10 protein-coding genes are annotated in these 13,081 nt (G+C 64.7%); 9 read left to right on the top strand and 1 reads right to left on the bottom strand.

Annotation, left to right across the window (positions count from 1 at the left end; all coding sequences use genetic code 11):
- Positions 1–24: 24 nt before the first annotated feature.
- From AC1D13_RS14985 to AC1D13_RS14945, 9 genes are all read left to right on the top strand, one after another.
- Positions 25–888, top strand: coding sequence for an IclR family transcriptional regulator (locus AC1D13_RS14985; RefSeq protein WP_477689808.1), 864 nt, complete (start codon positions 25–27; stop codon positions 886–888).
- Positions 889–1,159: 271 nt separating this feature from the next.
- Positions 1,160–3,250 (top strand): ATP-dependent helicase, encoded by a 2,091-nt coding sequence (locus AC1D13_RS14980; protein ID WP_477689941.1) that lies wholly within the window; start codon positions 1,160–1,162, stop codon positions 3,248–3,250.
- Between the two features lie 408 nt (positions 3,251–3,658).
- The gene (locus tag AC1D13_RS14975) at positions 3,659–4,045 is read left to right on the top strand and encodes a hypothetical protein (protein WP_457282668.1); all 387 of its coding nucleotides are present in this window, start codon (positions 3,659–3,661) and stop codon (positions 4,043–4,045) included.
- 25 nt (positions 4,046–4,070) lie between these two features.
- Positions 4,071–5,276: a phospholipase A gene (locus tag AC1D13_RS14970; RefSeq protein ID WP_477689807.1), complete on the top strand. Its 1,206-nt coding sequence runs from the start codon at positions 4,071–4,073 to the stop codon at positions 5,274–5,276.
- 186 nt (positions 5,277–5,462) lie between these two features.
- Positions 5,463–6,794, top strand: coding sequence for a cation:proton antiporter (locus AC1D13_RS14965; protein ID WP_477666864.1), 1,332 nt, complete (start codon positions 5,463–5,465; stop codon positions 6,792–6,794).
- A gap of 180 nt (positions 6,795–6,974) precedes the next feature.
- Positions 6,975–8,120: an imelysin family protein gene (locus tag AC1D13_RS14960; RefSeq protein ID WP_477666971.1), complete on the top strand. Its 1,146-nt coding sequence runs from the start codon at positions 6,975–6,977 to the stop codon at positions 8,118–8,120.
- A complete protein-coding gene (locus AC1D13_RS14955; RefSeq protein WP_477689806.1) occupies positions 8,120–9,589 on the top strand; it encodes a di-heme oxidoreductase family protein in 1,470 nt (489 codons plus the stop codon). The genes AC1D13_RS14960 and AC1D13_RS14955 overlap by 1 nt, the downstream gene beginning before the upstream one ends.
- A gap of 66 nt (positions 9,590–9,655) precedes the next feature.
- Positions 9,656–10,756, top strand: a complete 1,101-nt coding sequence (locus tag AC1D13_RS14950; protein ID WP_477689805.1) for an imelysin family protein — start codon at positions 9,656–9,658, stop codon at positions 10,754–10,756.
- 9 nt (positions 10,757–10,765) lie between these two features.
- Positions 10,766–11,920, top strand: coding sequence for a DUF1513 domain-containing protein (locus tag AC1D13_RS14945; RefSeq protein WP_477689804.1), 1,155 nt, complete (start codon positions 10,766–10,768; stop codon positions 11,918–11,920).
- 306 nt (positions 11,921–12,226) lie between these two features.
- On the opposite strand, the gene AC1D13_RS14940 is transcribed toward AC1D13_RS14945, so the two are convergent.
- On the bottom strand, positions 12,227–13,057 hold the full coding sequence (locus AC1D13_RS14940; RefSeq protein ID WP_477689803.1) for a hypothetical protein: 831 nt from the start codon (positions 13,055–13,057) through the stop codon (positions 12,227–12,229).
- Positions 13,058–13,081 lie beyond the last annotated feature (24 nt).

The raw sequence follows: 13,081 nt of genomic DNA, 5'->3' as shown, positions 1-13,081 counted from the left end.
TTTGACCTCACCCACCCTGCCGCCATGACACAAAAATATTCCGTTCTCCCGACGAATGACCAGAACACGAACGACGCCGTCGTCACCGCATCCCCGCCTCTTGCCGACGACCGCTACCGGGCACCGGCGCTTGACAAGGGCCTGGACATCCTTGAGTTGCTGGCTCGCCAGCCGCAGGGCCTGACGCGCGCGGAGATCGTCAAGGAAATGGACCGCAACGCGAGCGAGATCTACCGCATGCTGGAGCGGTTGGTGGCACGGCAATATGTCATGCGCTCGCTCTCGGGCGACCGCTACTCGCTGAGCCTGAAACTCTTCACGCTGGCGCACATGCATCCACCGCTCAACCGGCTGGTGACCCAGGCCATTCCCATCATGGAGGCCTTTGCGCACAAGGCTGAGCAGGCCTGCCACATGGGCGTCTATGACCAGGGCAACGTGCTGATCACCGCACAGGTCAACGGCCCCGGCACCTGGAGCATGACGATCCGCGTGGGCGTGCATGTCGGGCTGGTCGATACCGCCTCGGGCCGGGTGTTGCTGGCTTTCGCGGATGCCAGCCAGACTCAGCAAATGCTGGCCCAGCACACCGCACTCGAAGGCGAAGTGCCGATCGGGTCCGATGCATTGGCTGCCGCCCTCGGTGTCATCCGGGAGCAAGGCTATTTCGAGCGCGACAGTCTGCAGTCTTTCGGCGTGGCCGATATTTCCTGCCCCATCTTCGGGCCCGACCACAGCGCCCTGGCCGCGTTGACCTGCCCTTACGTGCGGCGCATAGACCGCCACGTCGGCCCCGACCAGAAAACCGTGCGCCTGCTGCTGCAGCAGGCAGCCCAGGCACTGTCGTTGACGCAGGGTGGGTTCGCCCCGGCGAGCCGGAACGCATGAAGCCGCGCCTGCTCCTATGCTATTGATTCGATAGCTGCCAGCGCAGACCAGCACTGCGCTGCAAGCATTTATTGCTTGAATCCGGGGCTTGTGGTGGTTCCGTGCGGGCGCGGTCTTTTTTCATCCAGCTAAAGCGCCAGGCATGAAACCTGCGGTGCGGTCCAAACCGAGCTACAGGCTCCAAAAGGGCAGCCGCTATGATTTGCCGTTCCCTGGCTGTCCCTGACAGGGCCGGTCCCGCGCATTTTTCCCCTTGGAATCGATTGTTTTCATGACCCACGGCCTGAACCTCGCCCAACAAGAAGCCGTGAACTACCTGCATGGTCCCTGCCTGGTACTGGCGGGCGCCGGTTCCGGCAAGACGCGAGTGATCACACACAAGATAGGCCGGCTGATCCAGTCAGGGCTCAAGCCTGAGCAGATTGCCGCGATCACCTTCACCAACAAGGCCGCCGCTGAAATGCGCGAACGGGCCAAGGCGCTGATCGGCAAAAGCGCCAAGGGCGTGCTGGTCTGCACCTTCCACGCACTGGGCGTGCGCATGCTGCGCCAGGACGGCGCGGCGCTGGGCCTCAAACCCCAGTTCTCGATTCTCGACAGCGACGATGTGACCAGCATCATCAAGGACGCCGGCGGCAGCACCGATGCGGCCACGGCGCGGCAATGGCAATGGACCATCAGCCTGTGGAAGAACATGGGCCTCAATGCGGCAGAAGCCATGGTGCAGGCCAATGGCGACGAAGAGCGCGCCATCGCCCGCGTGATGGCGCACTACGAAGAGCGCCTGACGGCCTACCAGAGCGTCGACTTCGACGACCTGGTCGGCCTGCCGCTCAAGCTGCTGCGCGAGCACGACAGCGTGCGCGAAAAATGGCAGCAGTCGCTGGGCCATGTGCTGGTCGACGAATACCAGGACACCAACGCCACGCAGTACGAGATGCTCAAACTGCTGGTGGGCCCGCGCGGCCGCTTCACCGCCGTGGGCGACGACGACCAGTCGATTTACGGCTGGCGCGGCGCCACGCTGGACAACCTGAAAAAGCTGCCGCAGGACTACCCCAACCTCAAGGTCGTGAAGCTCGAGCAGAACTACCGCTCCACCAGCGCCATACTGCGCGCGGCCAACAACGTGATCGGCCCCAACCCCAAGCTGTTTCCCAAGACGCTGTTCAGCGAGCTCGGCGAAGGCGAGCCGGTGCGCGTGATCGATTGCGACAGCGAAGAGCACGAAGCCGAACGCGTGGTGGCCCGCATCCAGAGCCTGCGTGCCGAAGGCAGCTTGCAGGCAGAAGGCGGGCAGTACAAGGAGTGGAAAGATTTTTGCGTGCTGTACCGCGCCAACCACCTGGCCAAGCCTTTCGAGAAGGCCTTTCGCAAAGCCAACATTCCGTACAAGGTCTCGGGCGGCCAAAGTTTTTTCGACCGCGCCGAGATCAAGGACCTGTGCTGCTGGATGCGGCTGCTGGTCAACAACAATGACGACCCGGCGTTCATGCGCGCGGTGACCACACCCAAGCGCGGCATCGGCCACACCACGCTGGGCGCACTCGGCACCTTCGCGAGCCAGTCGAAGCAAAGTCTTTTCGAAGCGCTCTTCAGCAACTCGCTGGGCTCGGTGCTGCCGGCCAAGGCGGTGGGTTCGCTGCACGAGTTTGGCCGCTACCTCAACGACCTTGAGTACCGCGCCAAGCGCACTGTGGGCGCGGAAGACGCGCGCGTTTTCCTGAACGACTGGCTCAAGGAAATCGACTACGAGAAGCACCTCTACGACGGAGAAGACAGCGAAAAGCTGGCCGCCGCGCGCTGGACCAACGTGATGGATTTCTGCGACTGGGTGGCCCAGCGCTGCGGCGGGCAGATCGATGACGCCTCAGGCGCCGTGGTGGCCGCCGAAACCAAAACCATGCTCGAAGTGGTGCAAACCATTGCCCTGCTCTCCACCATCAGCGAACGCGAAGGCGACCAGAACGTGGTGACCCTCTCTACCTTGCATGCCGCCAAGGGCCTGGAGTGGCCGCACGTGGTGCTGGCCGGCGTGAACGAAGGCCTGCTGCCCTTCAAGCTGGAAGACGATGACGGAGTCAACACCGACAGCATCGCGTTGCGCCTGCAGGAAGAGCGCCGCCTGATGTACGTGGGCATCACCCGCGCGCAGCGCACGCTGGCGGTGAATTGGCTGCGCAAACGCAAGAAGGGCCGCGACATGATTCCCGGCGCACCCAGCCGCTTCATCGCCGAGATGGCGCTGGACAAGGCCTCCGTGAAGGAAGACCCGCGCGAAAAGATCAAGGCCTTGCGTGCGGAGTTTGCGAAGAAGTCAGCGGACGGGATTGCGGCGGCAGCGGCGGCAGAGACGCGCTAGCGCTGCCCTGTTCCGTGGTTAATTCGGCGCGAGATCAGGTGCCGGGCCGCATGAAGGCGTTTTCAGTGCTGTGGTTACAAACCGTTTCAGGCCACGGGTTTTTACCGGTGCTTTACCTGATTGAGATGTATTCGTGAGATAGTGCGCAAGCTCCACGGCCTGCGCGTTGCATCAACCCCGCACTCGCGTGCCCGAGTTTTCCGTTTCACCCCCTGCACTGCAGCCTTGGCCGCTCCGTCCGCCTTGCTGCGTTGCTACAGCCCGTACCGCACGACCAGGCCGTGCACTCACTTGTTCATGACTTTGCTTTTTCTTCGACCCGCTTTTTTTTTAATCGCCGCTTGCGCAATATCCACTAGCGCTACGGCCCAAACGAAACCTGCCGCCGCTTGCCCGGCCGCCACGGAGATGAAGGCCGCACAACTCCATGGCCTGTGGGCCGTGCGCTTTGACCGCCCACCTGCCGGCTTGCCGGCCCGCGCCACCATGCTGCTGGAACGGCATGCCGAATTCGCCGAAAGCCTGGCCGGCATCGTGAGCCGCGACCTGGGGCCGGCCGTCGGTTCCAAAGCCATTGCCGGACATGCGGCCAAGGCCGCATTGGCCGGTGACCTGGAGGGCGGCATGTTGCTGCTCGACGAGTCCTCCGACAATGTCAGCATCACCGGCACCTGGAACGGCGAAATGGTCGAAGGTTCTTGTGGCAAGGCCTTCAAGGGCACCTGGAAAGACACCAGCAGCAGCGCCCCGGACAATGCACCCGATGTGCCCTTCACGCTGACCCGGCTACCCTGAACAGCGCAATTTTCAAGACCGAGCCATGCCACTGAAATCTCTCCATCCTGCTGCTGCATCGCTTTGCACGGTGCTTCTGGCCCTCCTGGGTCTTGGCACCACGGCTGCGGCACATGCACAGGCCACGCCGGCAAACCGCCCATCCAGCACAGGCTGGCAAACCTGCCAGGCCATGAAGGGCGACCCTGCGGCGCAGCTCACCTGCTTCCAGCAATGGGCCGATGCGCAAACGCCCGCCAACACACCGGCGCCCAGCCTGACCACAGCGCCGGCCAATGCCCAGACCGGCCAGCCGGCCACCCCGGTGCTGCTGCTGCCATCACTGAACACCGAAGCGCCGGACGGCAAGCCGATCGGCTGCAAAAACACCAGGTACTCGGAACTGTCCCGCTTCTGGGAACTGCAGCGCGGCACCGACTGCGATACGTTTTCGCTGCGCGGCTACCGGCCAATCACGCTGGCCGTCTCCACCGCCGACAGCGTGAACACGCAACCCTCGTCACCCGCCGCAGGGCATACCGCGCTGACCTCTGTGCCCTATATGCGCACTGAAAACAAAATCCAGCTGTCGGTGCGCACCAAGGTCGCCAAAGGCCTGCTGAAAAGCAGCGACAACGATGACGACGACCATGACTCGGTCTGGTTCGGCTACACGCAGCAAAGCTATTGGCAACTGTTCAACGGCAGCATCTCGCGGCCGTTTCGCACCACCGACCACGAACCCGAGGTGATCTACATCTACCCGCACCAAATCCCGCTGGCCGGTGGCTGGAACTACCGGCTCTCGGGCCTGGGGCTGGTGCACCAGTCCAACGGCCAGTCGCTGCCGCTGTCGCGCAGCTGGAACCGCGTCTACCTGATGGGTGCCGCCGAGAAAACACTGGGCCAGGACTCGGGCCTGATTCTTCAGGGGCGCATCTGGGACCGGCTCAAGGAGTCCTCGGGCAATGACGACAACCCCGGCATCGAAAACTATGTGGGCCGCGCGGAAGTCACGGGCAGCTGGCAGATCAACAAAGCCAACACGGTGGGCGTCACGCTGCGCCACTCGTTGCGCAAGGAAGCCCGCGGCTCGGCCCGGTTTGACTGGATGATGGCGCCGGCCTCGTCGCCCAACTACACCGGCTTGCGCTACCACGTGCAGCTTTTCAGCGGCTACGGTGACAGCCTCGTGGACTACAACCGAAAGCGCAATGTTCTGAGCATCGGCCTGAGCCTGGTGGACTGGTAGGCGCTGGAACGGCATTCCGCGGTTTGCTATAGTTTTTATAGCTTATCGCGCTTTTATTTATTGGCCTCAGAGCGGTTTTCGCTTAAAAAAATCGGACACAAACGTGTCTACAGGGCGCATCCAGGCACCACGGCAACGGCGCGTCGGCTGATACCGGGACGCCTGCGCTTGCCGTAAGGTGGGGCGATGACTTTTGCCGAGCCCACCACTTTCACGCTGGCCTGCATCGTGGCCGGTGCGCTGCTGATTGCCATGACACTGGGCGGCTCTTTCATTGCACGGTTACCTCTGAGTGCCGCCATGCTGTACCTCGGTGTTGGTGTGGCGGTCAGTCCCGTTGGACTGGGGCTGCTCAAACTCGACGCCCTCAAGAACACGGTGCTGCTGGAGCGCCTCACGGAGGTGGCGGTACTGATCTCGCTGTTCACCGCCGGCATGAAGCTCGAGTTCCGCGTACGGGATGGCCGCTGGCGCATTCCGGTGCAACTCGCAACCGTGTCGATGGTGGTCACCGTGGCCGCCATCACCGCACTGGGCGTTTATGTGCTGGAGCTGCCCGTGGGCGCCGCGGTGCTGCTGGGCGCCATCCTCGCGCCGACCGACCCGGTGCTGGCCTCCGACGTGCAGGTGGCCAACCCGGGCGACCGCGACCGCCTGCGTTTCGGCCTCACCGGTGAGGGCGGCCTGAACGACGGCACCGCATTTCCATTTGTGATGCTCGGGCTGGGCCTGCTGGGCCTGCACGAACTCGGCGAAGGCGGCTGGCGCTGGTGGGCCGTCGATGTGCTGTGGGCCGTGGCCGGCGGCCTGGCCCTGGGCTGGCTGCTGGGCACGCTGGTGGGCCGCGCCATTCTTTACCTGCGCATGCGCCACCGCGAAGCGCTGGGCTCGGACGAATTCATCGCGCTGGGACTCATCGGGTTGACGTACGGCCTGGCGCTGCTCTTTCAGACTTACGGCTTCCTGGCGGTGTTTGCGGCGGGCCTGGCGCTGCGCCGCATCGACGAGCCCGATGCGCGGCCCGTACCCCAGGCTGCGGCCGCACCCGATGAAACGCTGAGCCCCGATGACCAGGAAGCCTCGGGCGCGGAAGCGCCCGCCCACATGATGCGCGCAGTAGAGCGCTTTAACAGCCAGCTGGAAAGCTTCGTGGAAGTCGCCATCGTGCTGGCGGTGGGCGTGCTGGTCGCCACCACACGCTTTCGCGCTGAAGTGCTGTGGTTTATCCCGGCGCTGTTCCTGGTGATCCGGCCGGCGGCGGTTTTTATCGGACTGCTGGGAACGCCGGTCAGGGGTTCGCAGCGCCGCCTGATGGCCTGGTTCGGCATTCGCGGCATCGGCTCGCTGTATTACCTGCTCTATGCCATCAACCACCACCTCCCGCCCGCGCTGGCGCAACGGCTGCTTTCCATCACGCTCGCGGTGGTCGTCGCCTCGGTGATTGCCCACGGCATTTCTGTCACGCCGTTGATGAAACGCTATGAGGCGCGCAAACCGGGTAAACGCCGCGGGCCCTGAACAAGCGGTCCGGCGGGCGTCCGCACAGCGTCACAGAAAGTCACCTTATTGATAACGATAACGATTCTCATTTGTATAATCGCACTTTGACCGATTAACAAAGACACAGGAGTCGTCGTGAAACCAGCAATCAAACCCGCCATCCTTGCCGCCCTGGTGGCCCTGCTTGCCGTGCCGGCCATGGCCCAGCCCGCAGCAACGGCAGCGGCCGGTACCGCGCCTGGCACAGTGGCGGCACCAGCCACCACGGCGGCCGCCGTGGCAAAGCATTACGCCCACCTGGTGCAATCAAACTATGACGACACGCTGGCCAGCACGCTCATCCTGCAAAAAGCAGTGCAGGCTTTTACCGACGCACCGTCGGACGACGGCCTCAAGGCCGCGCGCAAGGCCTGGCTGGACGCGCGCGAGTATTACGGCCAGACCGAGGCCTTCCGTTTTTACGGCGGCCCGATCGATGACAAAAACGGCCCTGAAGGCCGCATCAATGCCTGGCCCATGGACGAGTCCTATGTCGACTACGTGAAAGACGCACCCAACGCCGGCATCATCAACAACCGCAAGGCCGTGATCAACAAAAAACGGCTGGCCAGCCTGAACGAGCGCAACGGCGAAGAAAACATCGCCACCGGCTGGCACGCGATTGAATTTTTGCTGTGGGGCCAGGACCTGAGCACCACCGGCCCAGGCAACCGTTCGTTTGAAGATTTTGTGGACGGCAAGAAACCCAACGCCGACCGCCGCCGCCAGTACCTCAAGGTGGTGACCGAACTGCTGGTCGACGACCTCGGCACCCTCACCAAAGCCTGGGCGCCCACGTCGACCTCCTACCGCGCGAAGTTCGAGCGCGGCGGCATGGAGTCGGTGCGCAAGATGTTTGTCGGCCTGGGCTCGCTTTCGCGCGGTGAACTCGCCGGTGAACGCCTCGAAGTCGCCCTGGCCAGCCAGGACCAGGAAGATGAGCACTCATGCTTTTCCGACAATACGCACCGCGACGTGGTGAACAACGCCAAAGGCATCCAGAACACCTGGCTGGGCCAGTACAAGCGCGCCGACGGCACGACGCTGGCCGGCCCGTCGCTGCGTGACCTGGTGGCGGTGAAAAACCCGGCACTGGCAGACCGCACCAGCAAGCAGATCGCAGCATCCGTCGCCGCCGCCGAAGGCATTCAGGCACCGTTTGACCGCGAAATCGTCGGCGCCAAAGACGCACCCGGCCGGCTGCGCGTGCAAAAAACCGTCGACAGCCTGGTGCAGCAAAGCAAGGACCTGGTGGAAGCCGCCAACGCCGCCGGCATCACCAAGCTGACGCTGGTCAAACCTTAATGGCCAAGGCCGCGTCGTCCCGGATGGTCACGCGCCCTGCGCGTGCAGTGCTTGCCTGCGTGGCCGCAGCGGGACTGGCAGGACTGGCCTTCTGGGCGTCGGCAGGGCCGGGTGCGCAAGCCGGCACGGCGCCCGACGACGAGAAAACCGGCGGCGACACCACGGTGTTTGCCACCGGCCACAACGCGTTTTCATTTCCGCTGGCCAACCTGGACGATGAGGAACGCACGCGTTTTGTCATCGGTAATTCTTTCTTCAAGCGCAACTGGGTACAGGCGCCGTCCTCCACCACCGCGCGTGACGGCCTGGGCCCGCACTTCATCGCCCGCTCCTGCGGCGGCTGCCATGTGCAGGACGGCCGCGGCGCACCGCCCGACTTCAACCGCGGCCTGGCCGACCAGCCGGTCGGCCTGCTGCTGCGCCTGTCGGTGCCGGGCAAGGACGCACACGGCGGGCCGCTGCCGGATCCGGTGTACGGCGACCAGTTTTCCAATTTCGCGGTGCAGGGCGTGATGCCCGAGGGGCAGATATCCCTGCGCTACGACGTGGTGCGCGGCAAGTTTGCCGACGGCACACCCTACCAGTTGCAAAAACCCCGCTACGGTTTCAGCAAACTCCATTACGGCCCCATGGCCAAAGATGTGATGGTGAGCCCGCGCATCGCGCCGCAGATGGCCGGCGTGGGTTTGCTCGAAGCGATTCCCGAAGCGGAAATCCTGCGCAATGCGCGCGAGCAAGCCGCCTCCGACAGCCCAGTGCGCGGCGTCGTCAACCAGGTGTGGGACGCGCCGACGCAGCAGATGCGCACAGGCCGCTTCGGCTGGAAGGCCAACGTCGCCACCCTGGCACACCAGACCGCGGGCGCCTTCCTCGGCGACATGGGCATCACCTCGCCGGTCTTTCCGAAAGAGACCTGCACAGCCGCCCAGAAAGACTGCCTGGCGGCGCCGCGCGGCGCACAGGGCAAGGCGAGCGAGATTGACGAGAAAACATTCAACGACGTGGTGTTTTATGAAACCACACTGGCACCGGCGGCGCGCCGCAATCCGCGCGATGCCCAGGTGGTGCGCGGCCAGAAACTGTTTGCCGACGCACAGTGCGCCGCCTGCCACCGCCCGAGCTACGTCACCGGCGAAAGCCCATTTCCGCGGCTGGGCAGCAAGGCCGTGCAGGGCCAGACCATCTGGCCCTACACCGACTTGCTGCTGCACGACATGGGCGAAGGCCTGGCCGACGGCCGGCCCGACTTCCTGGCCGATGGCCGCCAATGGCGCACGCCGCCGCTGTGGGGCATCGGCCTTGTGCCCGACGTGAACGGCCACAACCGCCTGCTGCACGACGGCCGCGCGCGCGGCGCGCTGGAAGCCGTGCTCTGGCACGATGGCGAAGCCAAAGCCAGCAAGGACAAAGTCCTGCGGATGAATGCGCAGGAACGCACCGCGCTGGTGAAATTCCTTGAATCGCTATGAGTGCCATGAAGGTATCGAGTGCCTGACCCAGGCATTGCAAGCGACAACCCATAAGGGAGCAGCCCGATGAATTCCCTCACCTCTTTGTTGCAGCCGGCCTGGCGCAGAGCCGTGCCGGCCATCGCCATGCTGCTGGCCGGCGGCGCGGCGCAGGCGCAAGTGGTCGCGCCCAACGTTGCCGTGCCGTTTTACACGGCGGGTGATTTCATGCGCGGCATCCATCGCTTCTGGTATGCGCCGCAAGCCGCCGCATTTGCCGAGCAGGCCGGCGGCCTGCCTGCGGCAATGCAAGCCGTGTGCGACGCGACCGCCACCACCGCACCCGAAAAACTGGAGCAAGCCAAAGAGCGCTGGAAAACCACCGCGCTCGCCTGGGACCGTCTGAGCGGCGTGCAGGCCGGCCCGCTGGTGCAGCGGCGCTCGGCGCGGCAAATCGACTTTTCGCCGACGCGGCCCGAGCTCATCAAGCGGGCAATTCAGTCAGCGCCGCAAGATGCCACCGCCATGGAAAGCATAGGCTCGCCGGCCAAAGGCCTGCCGGCGCTGGAGTGGCTGCTGTGGAGCCAGCCTGTTTCGTCGTCTGCACCCGCCACACCGGCCTGCCGCTACGCGGTGCAGGTGGCCGCCGACATCCAGCGCGAAGCCGACACGCTGGCCAAAGCCTTCGGCGAACTGGCGGCGCGCAAACCCGGCGAGTCGGAAGAAAGCAATGGGCCGGCGATGAGCGAGCTGGTCAATCAGTGGACCGGTGCGCTGGAACGCCTGCGCTGGGCCGAGATGGAAAAGCCCCGCATGGCCGGGGTGCAAGGCAACCGCAATGCCGCCTACGCGCGCAGCGCCAGCGGCCAGACGGCGGCGCGCTGGGCCGCGCAATGGCAGGCGCTGCGCACACTGGGCGCATCGCAGGCGCGTGAAGCCCCTTTGCCCGGCGCCGGCCTGGCGCCGCTGGAAACCTATTTGCGCGGACTGGGCCGCAACGAGCCGGCCAACCAGCTCGCACAAGCGGTGAACAAAACCGACAAAGCCATGCAAAGCGCATCGCCCGCCAACAAAGCCGGCATGGGCAGCGCCGGGCGCTCGCTGGCCGACCTGAAAAAACTCGCCGAAGCCGACATCGCGCCCGCGCTGGAAGTGAGCATCGGCTTTTCAGACGCCGACGGCGACTAGGCATCCACCATGAAAAAGGCTGACGCCCTGACAACACTGCAGCGCCGGCAATGGCTGGTGCTGGCGGCGGCCGGCACCGGCGCCTGGCTCAATCCCGCCCTGACAGCCGCCGTCACAGTCACTGCCCGGCCGCAGCAATTGGCCGCCGCCTGGGAGGCCGCGCACGGCTACCAGGTCGGTGTGCTGGCGTATCGCAGCGCCGCGCTCCGGGTCAGCGCCGCACTCGACGTACCGACGCGCGCCCATGGCGTGTGGGTCGAGCGCAGCGGCACGCTGCTGGCGGTGGCCCGCCGGCCGGGCGACTGGCTGCTGCGCTGGAAGCCCGAAGGCAACGGCACCGGTCAAGCCATCTCCTGGGGTTGGGCCGACCCTGACCGCGCCTTCAACGGCCACGTGATCGCTAGCCCCGACGGCAAAACGCTCTACACCACCGAAACGAATCTCGAAACCGGTGAAGGCCTGATCGGCCTGCGTGATGCCGCCACACTGGAGAAATTTGGCGAATGGCCGACCCACGGCATGGACCCGCATGAACTTTTGCTGGATGACGACGGCAGTTTGGTCGTGGCGAACGGCGGCATCCCCGCGCTGCCTGAAACCGGCCGGCTGAAAATTCACATGGACCGCATGGATGCCTCGCTGGTGCGGCTGGACACACGACGCGGCGCGCTGCTGGGACAGTGGCGACTGGCCGACAAACGCCTGAGCCTGCGGCACATGGCCTGGGGCCGCGCACCGGCGGCAGGCGGGGCGCGTGTCCTGGGCATCGCACTGCAGGCCGAGCATGACGACACGGCAACCAAAACCGCCGCGCCTGTGTTGGCGTTTTTTGACGGCCAGAAGTTGCAAACCTGCGCCGCTGCTGACGGGCGCGTGCTGGCCGGTTACGGCGGCGACATCGCCTGGGCCGCGGGCGGTTTTGCCGTGGGTTGCCCGCGCGCCAACGGCGTGGCCGTGTGGCAGGCCGATGGGCGCTGGACAGGTTTTTTTCCGCTGGAAGAAGCCTGCGCCGTCACGTCGGCCCCGGCCGCGGGCCAGGCTGACGCCATGTTGTGGGCAGGCGGGCGGCTCGCCGCACTGACACGCGACGGCGCAGGCCACACAGCTTTGCCGGCGGTCAGAAATGTGCGGCTGGACAACCACTGGGCGCCGCTTGCGGGTTAGATAACGGTTGGGCTGGCTGGGGGCATCGATGAATCGCTATCTTTTTGATAGCTGCTCGCGCCTGTTCTTATTGGGCTACCGGCACATTTGGCAAACAAAAAGGCCCTGAAACCGCGTCCTGGCAGGGATTTTTCCGGATTTTTGTCGTCCCCCGGACAACCAAAAAAGGCTATTTTCAAAGCGAAAAACGGCTTTGACCCAAGCGGGTCCTGCGCAAGCAGCTATTGTTTTTATAGCGCCCCGATGACCTGCGGATTCGAACGCAGCTTATTCGGCGCCCTATTCGGCACCGTTATTCGGCGGACTTCACAGCTTCTTCCACAGCTCGCCATCCCTGGAGCGGTAAGTGCCACCCGTGGCGCAGCAGCCCCCTGCACCGAAGGCGATGCGTCCGAGGGTGACGGTGACGACACCGTTGTCTGCCTGCAGCGATTGCCGCTCGCAATACGTGAAGAAGGGATAGAGATCGGGTTCGAGCACCATCTGCCAGTCGCCCTCGCCGCCCTTTCCGGGCTCCCTGGCCTCCTTTGGTATGGCGCGGTAGACCTTGCAATCATGCACCGCGAGGTGCACCGGCTTACCCTCCAACAGTCCCTTGAATACGCGCTCCGGCGGTATCGCTGCCATGGGGTCCGGCTCGGCAGGTGACGGAGCCGGGACACTGCCGCCGCCTGCCAGCCCCAATCCAATCCCAAGCCCGACAACCAGCAGGAGCTGACCCCACAGCATGTTCCGCTCAGGCCTTGTCACCGGTGAAAACGCCTGCCACGCCAGCGCAGCAGCAGCCGCGGCCGAAAGCGCTGTGGCGACCCAGACCAGCAGCTCGGCGGCTTCGGTGGCTGGACTGATCGTCCAGCCAACAGCCAGCACGGCCGCATTGACCAGCAACAGCACGAGGCAAGCCCATGGCCGCACCCGGGAGAACAAGCCAGCAATCAGCAAGAGCACCGTGCACAGCAACACCGCGGGCAGGACCACCACGCCTGAAAACAGCAGTTCGAACACGCCCAGCAGCCAGCCACCACTGCCCGCGACCTTGCCAACGGTGTACAGGTAAAGCGCCAGACCCAGGCCCGGCAGGGCCAACAGCTGTGCGGCGACAAAAGCAAAGGCGTAAGGTGCGTTGGAGGTCTTCAAGGTGTCTGGGATTCTAGAGTGCGG

The organism is Polaromonas sp. P1_E12 (genome assembly GCF_056405975.1).
The sequence above is the reverse complement of the archived record's forward strand: the minus strand, read 5'-3'. Positions and strand labels throughout refer to the sequence as shown.

Coding starts and splice junctions, on each gene's coding strand:
- AC1D13_RS14965 (WP_477666864.1), top strand. CDS start 5,463: ATGACTTTTGCCGAGCCCACCACTTTCACGCTGGCCTGCATCGTGGCC.
- AC1D13_RS14985 (WP_477689808.1), top strand. CDS start 25: ATGACACAAAAATATTCCGTTCTCCCGACGAATGACCAGAACACGAAC.
- AC1D13_RS14970 (WP_477689807.1), top strand. CDS start 4,071: ATGCCACTGAAATCTCTCCATCCTGCTGCTGCATCGCTTTGCACGGTG.
- AC1D13_RS14975 (WP_457282668.1), top strand. CDS start 3,659: ATGAAGGCCGCACAACTCCATGGCCTGTGGGCCGTGCGCTTTGACCGC.
- AC1D13_RS14955 (WP_477689806.1), top strand. CDS start 8,120: ATGGCCAAGGCCGCGTCGTCCCGGATGGTCACGCGCCCTGCGCGTGCA.
- AC1D13_RS14945 (WP_477689804.1), top strand. CDS start 10,766: ATGAAAAAGGCTGACGCCCTGACAACACTGCAGCGCCGGCAATGGCTG.
- AC1D13_RS14980 (WP_477689941.1), top strand. CDS start 1,160: ATGACCCACGGCCTGAACCTCGCCCAACAAGAAGCCGTGAACTACCTG.
- AC1D13_RS14960 (WP_477666971.1), top strand. CDS start 6,975: ATGGCCCAGCCCGCAGCAACGGCAGCGGCCGGTACCGCGCCTGGCACA.
- AC1D13_RS14950 (WP_477689805.1), top strand. CDS start 9,656: ATGAATTCCCTCACCTCTTTGTTGCAGCCGGCCTGGCGCAGAGCCGTG.